17 protein-coding genes are annotated in these 15,990 nt (G+C 63.0%); 13 read left to right on the top strand and 4 right to left on the bottom strand.

Annotated features, from left to right (window positions below):
• Position 1 precedes the first annotated feature (1 nt).
• Positions 2–688 (top strand): DUF6901 family protein, encoded by a 687-nt coding sequence (locus DBO85_RS13500; protein WP_108107799.1) that lies wholly within the window; start codon positions 2–4, stop codon positions 686–688.
• Positions 689–690: 2 nt separating this feature from the next.
• Here DBO85_RS13500 and DBO85_RS13505 read toward each other — a convergent pair whose 3' ends face one another.
• Positions 691–1,131 (bottom strand): universal stress protein, encoded by a 441-nt coding sequence (locus tag DBO85_RS13505; protein WP_108107800.1) that lies wholly within the window; start codon positions 1,129–1,131, stop codon positions 691–693.
• A 358-nt stretch (positions 1,132–1,489) separates the two neighbouring features.
• Here DBO85_RS13505 and fadB point away from each other — a divergent pair, with 358 nt between their 5' ends.
• The 6 genes from fadB (at position 1,490) to DBO85_RS13540 (ending at position 8,779) form a co-directional block, all read left to right on the top strand.
• On the top strand, positions 1,490–3,637 hold the full coding sequence (fadB, locus tag DBO85_RS13515) for a fatty acid oxidation complex subunit alpha FadB (protein WP_108107801.1): 2,148 nt from the start codon (positions 1,490–1,492) through the stop codon (positions 3,635–3,637).
• 18 nt (positions 3,638–3,655) lie between these two features.
• On the top strand, positions 3,656–4,831 hold the full coding sequence (fadA, locus tag DBO85_RS13520) for an acetyl-CoA C-acyltransferase FadA (protein ID WP_108107802.1): 1,176 nt from the start codon (positions 3,656–3,658) through the stop codon (positions 4,829–4,831).
• Between the two features lie 76 nt (positions 4,832–4,907).
• Positions 4,908–5,144 (top strand): DUF1653 domain-containing protein, encoded by a 237-nt coding sequence (locus tag DBO85_RS13525; protein WP_108107803.1) that lies wholly within the window; start codon positions 4,908–4,910, stop codon positions 5,142–5,144.
• Between the two features lie 112 nt (positions 5,145–5,256).
• Complete coding sequence (topA, locus tag DBO85_RS13530; RefSeq protein WP_108107804.1) at positions 5,257–7,866, top strand: type I DNA topoisomerase; 2,610 nt, start codon at positions 5,257–5,259, stop codon at positions 7,864–7,866.
• Positions 7,867–7,967: 101 nt separating this feature from the next.
• Positions 7,968–8,486, top strand: coding sequence for a DUF6586 family protein (locus DBO85_RS13535; protein WP_108107805.1), 519 nt, complete (start codon positions 7,968–7,970; stop codon positions 8,484–8,486).
• A 53-nt stretch (positions 8,487–8,539) separates the two neighbouring features.
• On the top strand, positions 8,540–8,779 hold the full coding sequence (locus tag DBO85_RS13540) for a hypothetical protein (protein ID WP_108107806.1): 240 nt from the start codon (positions 8,540–8,542) through the stop codon (positions 8,777–8,779).
• A 16-nt stretch (positions 8,780–8,795) separates the two neighbouring features.
• On the opposite strand, the gene sulA is transcribed toward DBO85_RS13540, so the two are convergent.
• Together sulA and lexA are read right to left on the bottom strand one after the other, a co-directional pair.
• On the bottom strand, positions 8,796–9,254 hold the full coding sequence (sulA, locus tag DBO85_RS13545) for an SOS-induced cell division inhibitor SulA (RefSeq protein ID WP_108107807.1): 459 nt from the start codon (positions 9,252–9,254) through the stop codon (positions 8,796–8,798).
• 10 nt (positions 9,255–9,264) lie between these two features.
• Positions 9,265–9,873, bottom strand: a complete 609-nt coding sequence (lexA, locus tag DBO85_RS13550) for a transcriptional repressor LexA (protein WP_108107808.1) — start codon at positions 9,871–9,873, stop codon at positions 9,265–9,267.
• A 216-nt stretch (positions 9,874–10,089) separates the two neighbouring features.
• On the opposite strand from lexA, the gene DBO85_RS13555 reads away from it, so the two are divergent.
• The 5 genes from DBO85_RS13555 to pyrF all read left to right on the top strand — a co-directional run bounded on the left by DBO85_RS13555 (position 10,090) and on the right by pyrF (position 13,892).
• Complete coding sequence (locus tag DBO85_RS13555; RefSeq protein ID WP_108107809.1) at positions 10,090–10,797, top strand: TetR/AcrR family transcriptional regulator; 708 nt, start codon at positions 10,090–10,092, stop codon at positions 10,795–10,797.
• Positions 10,798–10,842: 45 nt separating this feature from the next.
• A complete protein-coding gene (locus DBO85_RS13560; RefSeq protein ID WP_108107810.1) occupies positions 10,843–11,379 on the top strand; it encodes a L,D-transpeptidase in 537 nt (178 codons plus the stop codon).
• A gap of 23 nt (positions 11,380–11,402) precedes the next feature.
• Positions 11,403–12,383, top strand: a complete 981-nt coding sequence (nagZ, locus tag DBO85_RS13565) for a beta-N-acetylhexosaminidase (protein ID WP_407681477.1) — start codon at positions 11,403–11,405, stop codon at positions 12,381–12,383.
• 14 nt (positions 12,384–12,397) lie between these two features.
• A complete protein-coding gene (locus DBO85_RS13570; RefSeq protein ID WP_108107812.1) occupies positions 12,398–13,135 on the top strand; it encodes an S-methyl-5'-thioinosine phosphorylase in 738 nt (245 codons plus the stop codon).
• Positions 13,136–13,196: 61 nt separating this feature from the next.
• Positions 13,197–13,892 (top strand): orotidine-5'-phosphate decarboxylase, encoded by a 696-nt coding sequence (gene pyrF / locus DBO85_RS13575; RefSeq protein ID WP_108107813.1) that lies wholly within the window; start codon positions 13,197–13,199, stop codon positions 13,890–13,892.
• Positions 13,893–13,926: 34 nt separating this feature from the next.
• On the opposite strand, the gene DBO85_RS13580 is transcribed toward pyrF, so the two are convergent.
• A complete protein-coding gene (locus tag DBO85_RS13580) occupies positions 13,927–14,928 on the bottom strand; it encodes an NADP-dependent oxidoreductase (RefSeq protein ID WP_108107814.1) in 1,002 nt (333 codons plus the stop codon).
• A gap of 235 nt (positions 14,929–15,163) precedes the next feature.
• On the opposite strand from DBO85_RS13580, the gene DBO85_RS13585 reads away from it, so the two are divergent.
• Positions 15,164–15,928 (top strand): SDR family oxidoreductase, encoded by a 765-nt coding sequence (locus DBO85_RS13585; protein ID WP_108107815.1) that lies wholly within the window; start codon positions 15,164–15,166, stop codon positions 15,926–15,928.
• Positions 15,929–15,990: the final 62 nt, after the last annotated feature.

The raw sequence follows: 15,990 nt of genomic DNA on the forward strand, positions 1-15,990 counted from the left end.
AATGGCTATCGAATACCGCATCACCCTGGACGACGGACGCAACCTGCAATACAGCATCGAGAAGGATCGGCCCTATCAGGCCGATCTCTCCGGAAAGCTGCCGAAGTGGACCTGCCTGGACTACAACCAGTGCAGCAACTGTCCGTTGAAGAAGGAACAGTTCAGTCACTGTCCCGCTGCGGTCGATCTGCATCGGGTCATCGAGGACTTTCGCGGCCTGCCGGCTTTTCGCAAGGTCACGGTCCAGGTGCTCACGCCCGAGCGCGAGTACGCCAAGGAGGTCGGCATCGAGGAAGGCCTGCGCTCACTGCTCGGGCTGATCATGGCGACCAGTGCCTGCCCGCTGTCGAACAAGCTGCGGCCGATGGCGCACCAACACCTGCCGTTCGCCAGTTCACAGGAGTTCGTGCTGCGTGCGGTGTCCCTCTATCTGGCAAGGCAGTACTTCAACATGCGTGAGGGGCGCCATGCCGATTGGGAGCTCAAGGGGCTGGTGCGCATGTTCCAGCAGCTGCAGCTGGTCAACCAGGCCTTCTGGCAGCGCATCCATGACACCTGCGAAGGCGACTCCAGCCTCAAGGCCTTCCTTACCTTCTTCTCCATCTCGACCAGCATGACCCACTCGCTGGAGACCCAGCTGCAGAAGATCCGGCCGCTGGTGATGAGCGCCGGAGAGGGCTTCGACTGAGGCTAGTCGGCCTTCTTCAGGCGTACGGCGAGTACGTCGCAGGGCGCGCCATGCAGCAGGTCGTTGGCCGTCGAGCCGAGCAACAGTGCCAGGCCGTGACGGCCATGGCTGCCGACCACGATCAGGTCGCACTGCTGCTCTTCGGCCAGACGGTGAATCTCCTGACGCGGCTGCCCGTAGGCGAGGTGGCGCTGGTCGGCGGCGAGTTCCGGATACTGGCCGCTGAAGGTGTTGAGGCGCTCGCGGGCTTGTTCGAACTGCTGCTGCTGGAGCATCGACAGATCCATCGGCACGTCGCCGCCGAAGGCCATGGCCATCGGCTCGACCACATGCACCAGTGACAGGCGGGCGTTGCAGGCCCGCGCCAGGGTCTGGGCGCGCTGGATGACCGGGTGGCATTCTTCGGTGAAATCCACAGCGACCAGTACGTGCTGGTAGATCATGGTGTCTCCTCCTTAAGTGACGAGCGTTCAGTATGACCGCGTCCCGCGCAGGGTAAACCCCCATGCGGGCGTGATGCGTCGGCGGTTTGGTGGCGTTTTTCCAGGCAATGGTTGAAACTGCCGCGCCAGGGCGGCCTGATTGACAATCGACCGCTTTTCCCTGAAGGTGTGCGCACCCGAATCAAACGGGCGTATGAATTGTGCGTTTGCCGCCGTGCGGCGCCTCTCCAACTCCCCGATTATCGCGCCGGCGGGTATGCCTGGCTGATTGGGGCTATCCTCGACAGTCGCCGCGGGAGAGCCCGCAATCCGGCGTCCGGCGTGTACTGTTCAGCTTCCATACCGTGGAGATCAGTTGATGATTTACGAAGGTAAAGCCATCACGGTTAAGGCTCTTGAGAGCGGCATCGTCGAATTGAAATTCGACCTCAAGGGTGAGTCCGTCAACAAGTTCAATCGCCTCACCCTCAACGAACTTCGCCAGGCCGTCGATGCCATCAAGGCCGACGCGTCGGTCAAGGGCGTCATCGTCAGCAGCGGCAAGGACGTGTTCATCGTCGGTGCCGATATCACCGAGTTCGTCGACAACTTCAAGATGGCCGACGAGGAGCTGGTTGCCGGCAACCTCGACGCCAACAAGATCTTCAGCGATTTCGAAGACCTCAACGTACCCACGGTCGCAGCCATCAATGGCATCGCCCTGGGTGGCGGTTTCGAGATGTGCCTGTCGGCTGACTACCGTGTCATGAGCGCCACCGCTCAGGTCGGCCTGCCGGAAGTCAAACTGGGCATCTACCCGGGTTTTGGCGGCACCGTGCGTCTGCCGCGCGTCATCGGCCTGGACAACGCCATCGAGTGGATTGCCAGCGGTAAGGAAAACCGTGCCGACGCCGCGCTGAAAGCCGGCGCAGTCGATGCTGTAGTCGCCCCGGAAAAACTTCAGGAAGCTGCTCTGGACCTGGTCAAGCGCGCCATTGCCGGCGAGCTGGACTTCAAGGCCAAGCGTCAGCCCAAGCTGGAGAAGCTCAAGCTCAATGCCATCGAGCAGATGATGGCCTTCGAAACCTCCAAGGGTTTCGTTGCAGGCCAGGCCGGCCCGAACTATCCGGCCCCGGTCGAAGCCATCAAGACCATGCAGAAAGCCGCCAACTTCGGCCGCGACAAGGCCATCGAAGTCGAGGCCCAGGGCTTCGTCAAGCTGGCCAAGACCTCCGTGGCACAGAGTCTGGTCGGTCTGTTCCTGAGCGATCAGGAGCTGAAGAAGAAGGCCAAGGCCTACGACAAGCAGGCGCGTGACGTGAAACTGGCCGCCGTACTCGGCGCCGGCATCATGGGTGGCGGCATCGCCTACCAGTCCGCCGTCAAGGGCACCCCGATCCTGATGAAGGATATCCGCGAGGAAGGCATCAAGATGGGCCTGGACGAGGCGTCCAAGCTGCTCGGCAAGCGCGTCGAGAAGGGCCGTCTGAGCCCGGCCAAGATGGCCGATGCCCTCAACGCCATCCGCCCGACCATGTCCTATGGTGATTTCGGCAACGTCGACATCGTCGTCGAAGCCGTGGTCGAGAACCCCAAGGTCAAGCACGCCGTGCTGGCCGAAGTGGAAGGTCATGTTCGCGAAGATGCGATCATCGCCTCCAACACCTCGACCATCTCCATCACCTACCTGGCGCAGGCGCTCAAGCGTCCGGAAAACTTCTGCGGCATGCACTTCTTCAACCCGGTGCACATGATGCCGCTGGTGGAAGTGATCCGTGGCGAGAAGTCCAGCGAGACCGCCATCGCCACCACCGTTGCCTTCGCCAAGAAGATGGGCAAGAGCCCGGTCGTGGTCAACGACTGCCCCGGCTTCTTGGTCAACCGCGTGCTGTTCCCGTACTTCGGCGGCTTCGCTCGTCTGATCGCCCACGGTGTCGACTTCGTTCGCGCCGACAAGGTGATGGAGAAGTTCGGCTGGCCCATGGGCCCGGCGTACCTGATGGACGTCGTCGGCATGGACACCGGCCACCACGGTCGTGACGTCATGGCCGAGGGCTTCCCGGATCGCATGAAGGACAGCACCAAGACTGCCGTCGACGTCATGTACGAGGCCAATCGTCTGGGTCAGAAGAACGGCAAGGGCTTCTACTCCTACGAGATGGACAAGCGTGGCAAGCCGAAGAAGGTTGTCGACCCGCAGTCCTACGAGCTGCTCAAGCCGGTCGTGGCCGAACAGCGCGAGCTGTCCGATGAGGACATCATCAACTACATGATGATCGCCCTGTGCCTGGAGACCGTGCGTTGCCTGGAAGACGGCATCGTCGAGACCGCTGCCGAGGCCGACATGGGCCTGATCTACGGCATCGGCTTCCCTCCCTTCCGTGGCGGCGCGCTGCGCTACATCGATGCCATCGGCGTTGCCGAATTCGTTGCGCTGGCCGACAAGTACGCCGACCTGGGCCCGCTGTACCACCCGACCGCGAAGCTGCGCGAAATGGCCGCCAAGGGCCAGAGCTTCTACGGTTAATCGAGTGAGAGTGAAGATATGAGCCTGAATCCTAGAGATGCAGTCATTGTCGACTTCGGTCGTACCCCGATGGGTCGTTCCAAGGGCGGCATGCACCGTAATACCCGCGCTGAGACCATGTCCGCGCTGCTGATCGACGGCGTGCTGGCACGCAACACCAAGCTGGACCCGGCCGAAGTCGAAGACGTGATCTGGGGCTGCGTCAACCAGACCCTGGAACAGGGCTGGAACATCGCCCGCATGGCGTCGCTGATGACCCGCATTCCGCACACCAGCGCCGGCCAGACCGTCAGCCGTCTGTGCGGCTCCTCGATGAGCGCACTGCACACTGCCGTACAGGCAATCCAGACCGGCAACGGCGACGTCTTCGTCGTCGGCGGTGTCGAGCACATGGGCCACGTCGGCATGATGCATGGCGTCGATCCGAGCCCGCAGCTGTCGCTGTACGCTGCCAAGGCGTCCGGCATGATGGGTCTGACTGCCGAAATGCTGGGCAAGATGCACGGCATCACCCGCGAGCAGCAGGATGCCTTTGGCGAGCGTTCGCACCGTCTGGCGCACAAGGCCACCGTCGAAGGCAAGTTCAAGGATGAAATCATCCCGATGCAGGGCTACGACGAGAACGGTTTCCTGAAGGTTTTCGACTTCGACGAAACCATCCGTCCGGAAACCACCCTCGAGAGCCTGGCTGCACTGAAGCCTGCGTTCAACCCGAAAGGCGGCACCGTGACTGCGGGCACTTCCTCGCAGATCACCGACGGCGCTTCCTGCATGATCGTCATGAGCGCCCAACGCGCCCAGGATCTGGGCATCCAGCCGATGGCCGTGGTTCGCGCCATGGCGGTTGCCGGTGTTGATCCGGCGATCATGGGCTACGGTCCGGTTCCGTCCACCCAGAAGGCGCTCAAGCGCGCTGGCCTGACCATCAACGACATCGACTTCTTCGAGCTCAACGAAGCCTTCGCTGCCCAGGCCCTGCCTGTGCTGAAGGACCTCAAGGTGCTCGACAAGATGGAAGAGAAGGTCAACCTGCATGGCGGCGCCATCGCGCTGGGTCACCCGTTCGGCTGCTCCGGTGCGCGTATTTCCGGCACCCTGCTGAACGTGATGAAGCAGAACGGCGGTACTCTTGGCGTGTCCACCATGTGCGTGGGTCTGGGCCAGGGCATCACCACGATCTTCGAACGCATCTAAGCATTCGCTGATCGACAGCCGGGGCCCAGTGCCCCGGCTTTTTTATTTTCTGTACAAAGATTTTCAGAGGTTCGTCATGCAGCTGCAGCCCGGACGATATCGGCATTACAAGGGACCTGAGTATCAGGTTTTCGGTGTTGCCAGACATTCCGAGAGTGAAGAGCCGATGGTTGTCTATCAGGCTCTCTACGGCGAGCGTGGTTATTGGCTCAGGCCCTTGCAGATGTTCTGCGAGACGGTGGAAGTGGCCGGCGAGAAGGTGCCGCGCTTTGCTCTGGTCGAGCCGGCAGACGAATCCGTTTTTCATTTTTGAGACAGTGGCGGGCGGTCGTCGCGCTTGACCGCACCGCGATCGCCACTATATATAGCGGTGCCGCGCCAGGCGGCTCCCGCCTTCCTTCTCGTATTCAGGAACTCTCCGATTCATGGGTAAATCGCTGGTCATCGTGGAATCCCCGGCCAAGGCCAAGACCATCAACAAGTACCTGGGCAACCAGTACGTGGTGAAGTCGAGCATCGGTCATATTCGAGACCTGCCCACCAGCGGATCGGCCAATGCCAACAAGGAACCGGTGAAGCGCGGCAAGGCAGCCGCGGCCGAGGCGCCGGCGCTTTCGCCCAAGGAAAAGGCCAAACGTCAGCTGTTCGCGCGCATGGGCGTCGATCCCGAGCACGGCTGGAAGGCCAAGTACGAGATCCTTCCGGGTAAGGAGAAGGTGATCGAGGAGCTGCGTCGCCTGGCCAAGGACGCCGACACCATCTATCTCGCAACCGACTTGGATAGAGAAGGGGAGGCCATCGCCTGGCACCTGCGCGAGTCGATCGGCGGCGACGACAGCCGCTACAAGCGCGTGGTGTTCAACGAGATCACCAAGAAGGCCATTCAGGAGGCCTTCTCCAAGCCTGGCGAGCTGGACATCAATCGGGTCAACGCGCAGCAGGCGCGGCGCTTCCTTGATCGGGTGGTCGGTTACATGGTGTCGCCGCTGCTGTGGGCGAAGATCGCCCGCGGCCTGTCCGCCGGTCGTGTGCAGTCGGTGGCGGTAAAACTGGTGGTGGAGCGCGAGAAGGAGATCAGGGCCTTTGTCCCGGAGGAGTACTGGGAGGTTCATGCCGACCTCGGTACGCCGAAGAAGGATCAGGTTCGCTTCGAGGTCGTTCGCGAGAAGGGCGAGGCATTCAAGCCGCTCAACGAATCCCAGGCCATGGCCGCGCTGGAGAAGCTCAAGGGCGCTAGCTACAAGGTGGTCAAGCGTGAGGACAAGCCGACCTCGAGCAAGCCATCCGCACCTTTCATTACCTCCACGCTGCAGCAGGCGGCGAGCAATCGCCTCGGTTTCGGCGTGAAGAAGACCATGATGATGGCGCAGCGCCTCTACGAGGCCGGCTACATCACCTACATGCGTACCGACTCGACCAACCTGTCGGCTGACGCCATCGAGATGGTTCGCGGTTTCATCGGTTCGGAGTACGGCAAGAACTATCTGCCGGCCAAGCCGAACATCTATTCGAGCAAGGAAGGCGCCCAGGAGGCGCACGAGGCGATCCGTCCCTCCGACGTCAACCTGCGGCCGACCCAGCTGTCGGGCATGGAGCGTGATGCAGAGCGCCTGTACGAGCTGATCTGGCGCCAGTTCGTCGCCTGCCAGATGCCCCCGGCCGAGTACCTGTCGACCACTGTCAGCGTCGCGGCTGCGGATTTCGAGCTGCGTGCCAAGGGTCGCATCCTCAAGTTCGACGGTTATACCCGTGCACTGCCGCAGCAGAGCAAGCCGGGTGAGGATGACGTGCTGCCGGATATGGGTGAGGGTCAGGCGCTCGAGCTGCTCAAGCTCGATCCCAGCCAGCATTTCACCAAGCCGCCGGCGCGCTTCTCCGAAGCCAGTCTGGTCAAGGAGCTGGAAAAGCGCGGCATCGGTCGCCCGTCTACCTATGCGGCGATCATCTCGACCATCCAGGAGCGTGGCTACGTGACGGTGCACAATCGCCGTTTTTACGCCGAGAAGATGGGCGACATCGTGACCGAGCGCCTCTCGGAAAGCTTCGCCAACCTGATGGACTACGGGTTCACTGCAGGCATGGAAGAGAACCTGGACGACGTGGCCCAGGGCGAGCGCGACTGGAAGCACCTGCTGGACGAGTTCTATGGCGACTTCCGCAAGAAGCTCGATGTGGCCGAGGCCAGCGATGGCGGCATGCGCGCCAATCAGCCGACCCTGACCGACATTGCCTGCAAGGAATGCGGCCGCCCGATGATGATCCGCACCGCCTCCACCGGTGTGTTCCTTGGCTGTTCCGGCTACAGCCTGCCGCCGAAGGAGCGCTGCAAGTCGACCCTGAACCTTGTTCCGGGCGACGAGATCGCGGCTGATGACGAGGGTGAGTCCGAGTCGTTGGTGCTGCTCGGCAAACATCGTTGTGGCAAGTGCGGCACGGCGATGGACGCCTACCTGCTGGACGAGACCCGCAAGCTGCATATCTGTGGCAACAATCCTGACTGCTCGGGCTACGAGATCGAGCAGGGTCAGTACCGCATCAAGGGCTATGAAGGGCCGAGCCTTGAGTGCGACAAGTGCGGCAGCCAGATGCAGCTCAAGACCGGCCGTTTCGGCAAGTTCTTCGGTTGCACCAACTCGGCCTGCAAGAACACTCGAAAGCTGCTCAAGAATGGCGAGGCGGCACCGCCGAAGATCGATCCGATCAAGATGCCCGAGCTGCGCTGCGAGAAGGTCGACGATACCTACGTACTGCGTGATGGCGCATCCGGTCTGTTCCTGGCCGCCAGCCAGTTCCCGAAGAACCGCGAGACCCGCGCCCCGCTGGTGCTTGAGCTGATTCCGCACCGTGACGAGCTGGATGCCAAATACCACTTCCTGCTCGATGCACCGCGCAAGGACCCGGATGGCCACCCCGCGGTGATCCGCTTCAGTCGCAAGACCAAGGAACAGTATGTGCAGACCGAGGTCGACGGCAAGCCGACGGGTTGGCGAGCCTTCTACGGAAATGGCAAATGGACGGTGGAAGACAAGCGCTAAGCGCTTCTGACTACGTCCAGATATTCATCTGGCAAGGTTCGTGCGCCGCTCGCCGTTGCGGTTGAGCGGTGCACTGCAACCTGACTCGCGGAGAAGTCCCCATGGCCAACGAGCTCTATACCCGCACCAATCAGAAACTCTACTTCGCTGGCGTGACACTGGATGCCTGGAAACAGGCCGAGCAGGCTAGGGGCGCGGGATTCCAGGCCCAGGCAATGGCCTTGCGCGAGGCTACGCTGTTTCATCTGCATGGTGCGGTGCTCGGGCTCTGTCACGAAATCGCCGGGTACTATCGTCTGGCCGGGCGCGAGGCGCCGCGTCTGGAGCTGTTGTTGAACGAGGCAGTACAGGCCAGCTCGCCCAGCCCGGAATTTGCCGAGCTACTGGAGCTGGCGCGTCATCCGCAGACCTGGCTCGGGCAGCTGCTGGCTGCGCATGCGGCGCTTTTCGTTCCTCCCAGTCCCGAGTCCAAAAGCAAGGTTGATCCAGCCACGCCGCTGATTCAGGCAGTGACCCTCGAGGATGAAACCCCGCCATTGACCAGGGACGAGCTGGAACAGTGGCGTCAGCAGCTTAAGCAGCTTGCGTTGCGTTTCCGTGAATCGATGACGGAATGCTGAGCTGAGTCGTCGAGCTGGTACAATGCCGGCCTTTTTTGGACAGAGCAGCGCACATGCCTACTTCGTTTCTTGAGATTGTCGAGCTGTCCGATGGCCGGATCGTGCTGCGTCGAGGCGAAGACGAAGGGGATCTGGTGTCCCTGGAGTTTTCCGAAGAAGCCCGGGCCTTTCTGCAGGGTCAGCATCTGGAAGTTGCCAAGGCGATGCTCAGCACAGGCCTGCAGATGGCAGGGCGTCTGGCCGAGGGTGATCTGAGTATCATCGAGGACGACTCGCCGCGAGTCATCCACTGAGCTCCAGCGTCAACCGCTATCCCAGCACGATGTTGAGGCTCTGGCTTTCACCTTGCCGAGCCGCCGCCAGTAGACGCTGCCGCGAGACTTGTGCCGAGGGCAGCCAGCTGATCACCGTATGGCTACGACCCAGGCGCAAGGCTTCGCATGCCAGTTCCAGCTCCGACTGACCGGTCCGAGGTTGCAGCAACAGAATCCGTTCCCGATGAATGCCGGCTCGGCGCAGCCACTCATGGGTGATGGCCGCAGGCGCTGCGACCATGCTCAGCCAGCGCTGATCCTCAATCTGGCTGAGGTCGCGCAGAATCGAGCCGAGCAATTGCAGCCGATTGCCGCGTGCCGCAGACAGCGAAAGCTCGCTCAGATACTGCTCCTGCAGCTGTCGGTCACACGGAGGTGACAATGCTGCAGGCTGGTTCAGGAAGGCGTCGAACAGCGGAATTTGAGTTCGGCTGGCCGGCTGCGGGAAATGCATGGAACCTCCTTCAGCGGCGAATCACGCCGACACTCAGACCTTCGATGACGACGTCCTGCTGGGTCAGGTCGACTTCAATGGGGGCGAAGTCTTCGTTTTCGGCAATCAGCCAGACCTTGCTGCCGTCCCGCTTGAAGCGCTTGACTGTCACCTCGTCATCGATCCGCGCCACTACCACCTGGCCGTTGCGGGCTTCTCGAGTGGCGTGAACGGCCAGCAGGTCGCCATCGAGTATGCCGATGTCCTTCATGCTCATGCCGCGTACTCGTAGCAGGTAGTCGGCGCGCGGATGAAAGAACTCGGGGTTGATGCGGCAGGAGTCTTCGATGTTCTGCTGCGCCAGAATCGGCGCGCCGGCGGCGACCCTGCCAATCACCGGCAGTCCTTCTTCTTCCTGGTTGGGTTCGAAGCCGGGAATGCGGATGCCACGGGAGGCGCCCGGAGTCATCTCGATAGCACCCTTGCGAGCCAGCGCCTTGAGATGTTCTTCCGCGGCGTTGGGTGACTTGAATCCGAGCTGCTGGGCGATTTCTGCGCGCGTTGGCGGATAGCCGTTGGCCTCCAGGCAGCTTTTGATGAACTCGAGAATCTCGGACTGGCGGGGCGTCAGTTTCAACATGGCTGGGCTCTGGCTTTATATACAGTGACTGGAAGTATATACAGTGTTTGTCGCGTGGCAAGCCTTCAGGCTTTCCTGGTCGCACACATCCGGCTAAGCTCGGATGACTCTCCATTCAGTCGTTGACTGGGCAGGCAGAAGTCGTGGTGATATGAGTTGACAGTCTTTTCGTTTGAAACGTATGTTTCAAACAACTGTTTGTCCGGTATGAATCTCATGGCCCAGTCCGAAACGGTGGAGCGCATTCTTGACGCTGCGGAGCTTCTGTTCGCAGAGAAGGGTTTTGCGGAAACCTCGCTGCGATTGATCACCAGCAAGGCGGGGGTCAATCTCGCTGCGGTCAATTACCACTTTGGCTCGAAGAAGGCGCTGATCCAGGCGGTGTTCTCGCGCTTCCTCGGCCCCTATTGCGCGAGCCTGGAGCGGGAGCTGGACCGGCGACAGGCGAGACCGGAAGGTCGTCCGACCCTGGAGGAGCTGCTCGAGATGCTGGTCGAGCAGGCGCTGGCGGTGAAGCCTCGCAGTGGCGACGACCTGTCCATTTTCATGCGTCTTCTGGGCCTGGCGTTCAGCCAGAGCCAGGGCCATCTGCGGCGTTATCTCGAAGAGATGTACGGCCGGGTGTTTCGTCGCTACATGCAGCTGGTGCACGAGGCGGCGCCCAAGATTCCTCCCATCGAGCTGTTCTGGCGCGTGCACTTCATGCTTGGCGCCGCGGCGTTCAGCATGTCCGGCATCAAGGCTTTGCGGGCCATCGCCGAGAATGATTTTGGCGTCGACACTTCGATCGAGCAGGTAATGCGACTGATGGTGCCGTTCCTGGCTGCGGGCATGCGTACCGACAGCGGGGTTACTGACGCAGGCCTGCTCAAGGCCCAGCTCAAGCCGCGAGGAAAGATCGCCTCGGCAAACGGAAAAGGCTGAAAACCCGATGGGCGGGGGCAGGGCGATCGGCTAAGCTTGCCGCCCATGCTCCAACTAGATCTGCTGCAGATATCCCTCGCCGACCAAATGCTCTATGGCTTTGCCAGGGGTGAACTGTGTCTGCGTCTGGGCGTGTCCACCGCGCTCAATGGTCCCGGCGAACGCAATGGCTCTGGCTGTACGCCGCGCGGCATGCACCGGGTTCGTGCGCGTATCGGCGCGGGTCTGCCGCTCGCGGCGGTGCTGCGCGGACGGCGCTGGACCGGCGAAGTCTGGAGCGCCGAACTGCATGAGCAGCATCCGGGACGCGACTGGATCCTCTCGCGCATCCTCTGGCTGGCCGGCTGCGAGCGCGGATTCAACCTGCTGGGTGACGTGGATACCTTCCGTCGCTACATCTATCTGCATGGCACACCCGACAGCGAGCCGATGGGCATTCCCCGCTCCCATGGCTGCGTGCGCTTGCGCAACGCGGACATGATTGCTCTCTTCGAGCGCGTGCAGGTGGGCTGCGCGGTGAACATCGTCGAGACTGCCTGCCCGCAATGGCGCGATGCGCCACTGAACAAGGAACATGCGTGAGTACAGCATTGAGTGGCTCCCTGATGCTCGATATCCAGGGCATCTGGCTGACGGCCGAAGATCGACACCTGCTACGCCAGCCGCAGGTCGGCGGGGTGATTCTTTTTGCGCGCAACATCGAGCATCCGGCACAGGTCCGGGAGCTGTGCCTGGCGATGCGCGCGGTTCGCCCGGATATCCTGATTGCCGTGGATCAGGAAGGTGGGCGAGTACAGCGTCTGCGCCAGGGCTTCGTGCGACTGCCTGCCATGGGCGAACTGAGCGCTTGCGACGATGCGCCCGCCCTGGCCGAGCAGTGTGGTTGGATGATGGCGAGCGAGGTGCTCGCCGCCGGGCTCGATTTCAGTTTCGCGCCGGTGCTGGACCTGGACTACGGCCATAGCGCGGTGATCGGCAAGCGTTCGTTCGGCGCCGATCCGGCGCAGGTCGTCGACCTGGCAGGCTCCTTCATCCGGGGGATGGCGGCGGCGGGCATGGCCGCCGTCGGCAAGCACTTTCCCGGACACGGTTGGGCAGAGGCGGACTCGCATGTCGCCATTCCGCGCGACGAGCGCTCCCTGCAGCAGATCCGTGACAGCGACCTGATTCCCTTCGCCCGGCTCGCTGCGGGTCTGGCCGGGGTCATGCCGGCGCACGTGATCTACCCTCAGGTCGATGCGCAGCCGGCAGGCTTCTCCCGGCGCTGGCTGCAGGAAATCCTGCGCGGAGAGCTGGACTATCGCGGCATCATCTTCAGCGACGACCTCTCGATGGCCGGCGCGCATGTGGTCGGCGATGCCGCGGCGCGAATTGAAGCCGCGCTGCAGGCGGGCTGCGACATGGGGCTGGTGTGCAATGACCGGGCGGCCGCGGAGCTGGCATTGAGCCGGTTGCAGCAGCTGGAGGTACAGCCTTGTGCCCGGCTCGCGAGCATGCGCAGCCGTGCGGCGGCGGGAGATGAATATCGTCAGCAGCCACGCTGGCTGGCGGCGACCGGCGCATTGCGCGCCGCAGGATTAATCTGAAGGAAAACCAGGAAATGACTGTCTACGCCATCATCGGTGGAACCGGACTCACTCAACTCGAAGGCCTGACCATTCGCCAGGCGCTGCACGTGGATACCCCCTATGGTGCGCCGTCCGGCCCGCTGCTCAAAGGCGTCTACGCGGGCCACGAAGTACTCTTTCTCGCTCGTCACGGCCACCCGCACCGCATTCCGCCGCATCAGGTGAACTACCGCGCCAACCTCTGGGCGCTCAAGCATGCGGGCGCCACCGCGCTGCTGGCAGTCAACGCCGTCGGCGGCATTGCCAGGAGCGCGGGCACCGGCGGGTTCTGCGTGCCGCATCAGGTGATCGACTACACCTATGGTCGCGAGCACACCTTCTATGAGGGCGAACTGGAGCATGTTACCCACGTCGACTTTACCCACCCCTACGACGAGGGACTGCGCCAGCGCCTGATTGCCGCGTTGCGTGAAGAGGGTTATGTCCACGAGGCGCAGGGTGTGTATGGCTGTACCCAGGGGCCGCGCCTGGAGACGGTGGCGGAAATTGCCCGGATGGAGCGCGACGGCTGCGACATCGTCGGCATGACCGGGATGCCCGAAGCGGTTCTGGCACGCGAGCTGGCCTTGCCCTATGCCTGTCTCGCTCTGGTGGTGAACCCGGCTGCGGGCAAGTCCGCCGGAGTCATCACCATGGCCGAGATCGATCGCGTGCTCGGTGAGGGCATCGAGAAGGTCAAGAAGGTTCTGGTGCGGATGCTGCTCGGCTGAGTCGAACCAGCGGGGCGCGTCGGCTACAATGCGCGCCCCCGCCCACCTCGGAATCCTCGTCATGACCTGTGCCTCGCCGATCATCGTCGCTCTCGACTTTCCCAATCAGGCGGACGCCCTCGCGCTGACCGCGCGCCTCGATCCGGCGCAGTGCCGGGTCAAGGTCGGCAAGGAGCTGTTCACCCGTTGCGGTCCGGCGATTGTCGATGCGTTGCAGGGGCGCGGCTTCGAGGTGTTCCTTGATCTGAAATTCCATGACATCCCGAATACCACGGCGATGGCGGTGAAGGCTGCCGCCGAGCTCGGTGTGTGGATGGTCAACGTGCACTGCTCCGGTGGCCTGCGCATGCTGCAGGCCTGCCGCGAAACCCTGGATGCGGCCGGCGGCAGCAGACCGCTGCTGATCGGTGTCACCGTGCTGACCAGCATGGAGCGCGAGGATCTGGCCGGGATCGGTCTGGATGTCGAGCCGGCGCAGCAGGTACTGCGGTTGGCCGGATTGGCTGCACAGGCAGGCCTGGATGGTCTGGTCTGCTCGGCACAGGAAGCGGTGGCGCTCAAGGCGGCGCAGCCAGGACTGCAACTGGTGACGCCGGGAATTCGCCCGGCCGGCAGCGCCGGGGATGATCAGCGCCGGATCCTCACGCCGCGGGCCGCGCTCGACGCCGGTTCGGACTACCTGGTCATCGGCCGTCCGATCAGCCAGGCAGCCGATCCGGCGGCCGCGCTGCAGAACATTCTGGGCGAGCTGGGCTGAGCAGGCCGGCGCCATTGCGGCGCCGGCACGGCATTCAGACCTTGAGGATCAGCTTGCCGAAGTTCTCGCCGGTGAACAGCTTGAGCAGGGTGTCGGGGAAGGTCTCCAGGCCTTCGACGATGTGCTCCTTGCTCTTGAGCTTGCCGCTGGCCATCCAGTCGGCCATTTCCTGCCCGGCGGCTGCGTAGCGATCCATGTAGTCGGTCACTACCATGCCCTGCATGCGGGCGCGGTTGACCAGCAGCGACAGGTAGTTGGCCGGTCCCTTGACCGCTTCCTTGCTGTTGTACTGGCTGATCGCACCGCAGAGCACGACTCGCGCGCCAACGGTGATGCGGGTGAGCACGGTGTCGAGGATCTCGCCGCCAACGTTGTCGAAGTAGACGTCCACGCCCTTCGGGCATTCGCGCTTGAGTGCCGCAGCCAGGTCTTCGTGCTTGTAGTCGATGGCCGCGTCGAAACCCAGCTCGCTGGTCAGCAGACCGCACTTCTCGGCGCCCCCGGCGATACCGACCACGCGGCAGCCCTTGATCTTGGCAATCTGCCCGGCAACGCTGCCGACGGCACCGGCGGCGCCGGAGATGACCACGGTTTCGCCGGCCTTGGGCGCGCCGACATCGAGCAGGGCGAAGTAGGCGGTCATGCCGGTCATGCCCAGCGCCGAGAGGTACAGCGGCAGCGGCGCAAGCTTGGCGTCGACCTTGTAGAAGCCGCGCGGCGAACCGGTGTAGTAGTCCTGTACGCCCAGGGCGCCGTTGACCTGGTCGCCGACCTTGTAATCGGGGTGGTTGGAGGCGGTGACCTCGCCAACGCCCAGCGCACGCATCACCTCGCCGATGCCGACCGGCGGAATGTAGGACTTGGCGTCGTTCATCCAGCCGCGCATGGCCGGGTCGAGTGACAGGTATTGGTTGCGGACCTGGATCTCGCCGTCCGCGGGAGCTGCCAGCGGGCGTTCGACGAACTCGAAGGTTTCCCGGCTGGGCATGCCGACCGGGCGCTGGGCGAGCAGATACTGGCGATTGATGCTGGACATGCGCGGTTCTCGTTCAGGGGAAAGACAGCAGTGATAGACCCCCCAGGCGGTTGGGGCAAGCGAATGCGGCGAATAAATGCCGGTGGATTCGCGCTGCTGATCGCCCGCCGCGGTGTATTGCGCAGACCGATAAGTCATCTGGATGCAGGCTCAACCGTGTTCCGAATGGAGCGTCACGCGGCCTGCTCGACTAGCTAGACTGCCGCCTCGGTTCAATCTCAAGCGAGGGGCTGCAATGGGCATGGTGTTTTCCGGTGAAGTGGCGTTGGTGACTGGCGGTGCGGCTGGTATCGGCAGGGAGACGGCGCTGGCGTTCGCCGCCGAGGGACTGAAGGTGGTGGTGTCCGACGTCGACGTCGCCGGTGGCGAAGGCACCGTGGCGCTGATCCGCAACGCGGGCGGCACGGCGAGCTTCATCCGTTGCGACGTGACCCGGGACGCCGAGGTCAAGGCGCTGATGGAAGCGACCCTGGCAGCCTATGGTCGGCTGGACTACGCGTTCAACAACGCCGGCATCGAGATCGAACAGGGCGACCGTCTGCCGGACGGCACCGAGGCCGAGTTTGACGCGATCATGAACGTCAACGTCAAGGGCGTCTGGAACTGCCTGCGTCACCAACTGCCGATCATGCTTGCCCAGGGCGGCGGCGCGGTCGTCAACACCGCTTCCATTGCCGGCCTCTGCGCCGCGCCGAAGATGAGCATCTATGCCGCCTCCAAGCACGCGGTGATCGGCCTGACCAAGTCCGCGGCGATCGAATACGCGCGCAAGAAGGTGCGGGTCAATGCGGTCTGTCCGGCGGTGATCGACACCGAGATGTTCCGTCGCGCCCATGGCGGTGACGAACAGTACGCCGCCGGTGTGGCCTCGCGTCATCCGATGGGTCGGGTCGGCCAGCCGGGCGAGATCGCCGCAGCCGTGCTGTTCCTCTGCAGCGACGGCGCTGCCTTCACCACTGGCCACGCGCTGACCGTCGACGGCGGCTGGACCGCGATCTGAGTCTCGTCGCGCCCCTTTGTGGGGTGCGTGCCAATGGATGCCTGCGGCACAATGCGGACTTT

The organism is Pseudomonas mangrovi (assembly GCF_003052585.1).
Classification (GTDB): Bacteria; Pseudomonadota; Gammaproteobacteria; order Pseudomonadales; family Pseudomonadaceae; genus Aquipseudomonas; species Aquipseudomonas mangrovi.

Bases quoted from the DNA above. Each gene is read 5' to 3' on its own strand.
- fadB (WP_108107801.1), top strand. From the start codon at position 1,490: ATGATTTACGAAGGTAAAGCCATCACGGTTAAGGCTCTTGAGAGCGGC.
- DBO85_RS13505 (WP_108107800.1), bottom strand. From the start codon at position 1,131: ATGATCTACCAGCACGTACTGGTCGCTGTGGATTTCACCGAAGAATGC.
- fadA (WP_108107802.1), top strand. From the start codon at position 3,656: ATGAGCCTGAATCCTAGAGATGCAGTCATTGTCGACTTCGGTCGTACC.
- DBO85_RS13585 (WP_108107815.1), top strand. From the start codon at position 15,164: ATGGGCATGGTGTTTTCCGGTGAAGTGGCGTTGGTGACTGGCGGTGCG.
- DBO85_RS13500 (WP_108107799.1), top strand. From the start codon at position 2: ATGGCTATCGAATACCGCATCACCCTGGACGACGGACGCAACCTGCAA.
- DBO85_RS13525 (WP_108107803.1), top strand. From the start codon at position 4,908: ATGCAGCTGCAGCCCGGACGATATCGGCATTACAAGGGACCTGAGTAT.
- DBO85_RS13570 (WP_108107812.1), top strand. From the start codon at position 12,398: ATGACTGTCTACGCCATCATCGGTGGAACCGGACTCACTCAACTCGAA.
- lexA (WP_108107808.1), bottom strand. From the start codon at position 9,873: ATGTTGAAACTGACGCCCCGCCAGTCCGAGATTCTCGAGTTCATCAAA.
- DBO85_RS13540 (WP_108107806.1), top strand. From the start codon at position 8,540: ATGCCTACTTCGTTTCTTGAGATTGTCGAGCTGTCCGATGGCCGGATC.
- nagZ (WP_407681477.1), top strand. From the start codon at position 11,403: ATGCTCGATATCCAGGGCATCTGGCTGACGGCCGAAGATCGACACCTG.
- DBO85_RS13580 (WP_108107814.1), bottom strand. From the start codon at position 14,928: ATGTCCAGCATCAATCGCCAGTATCTGCTCGCCCAGCGCCCGGTCGGC.
- topA (WP_108107804.1), top strand. From the start codon at position 5,257: ATGGGTAAATCGCTGGTCATCGTGGAATCCCCGGCCAAGGCCAAGACC.
- sulA (WP_108107807.1), bottom strand. From the start codon at position 9,254: ATGCATTTCCCGCAGCCGGCCAGCCGAACTCAAATTCCGCTGTTCGAC.
- DBO85_RS13560 (WP_108107810.1), top strand. From the start codon at position 10,843: ATGCTCCAACTAGATCTGCTGCAGATATCCCTCGCCGACCAAATGCTC.
- DBO85_RS13535 (WP_108107805.1), top strand. From the start codon at position 7,968: ATGGCCAACGAGCTCTATACCCGCACCAATCAGAAACTCTACTTCGCT.
- pyrF (WP_108107813.1), top strand. From the start codon at position 13,197: ATGACCTGTGCCTCGCCGATCATCGTCGCTCTCGACTTTCCCAATCAG.
- DBO85_RS13555 (WP_108107809.1), top strand. From the start codon at position 10,090: ATGGCCCAGTCCGAAACGGTGGAGCGCATTCTTGACGCTGCGGAGCTT.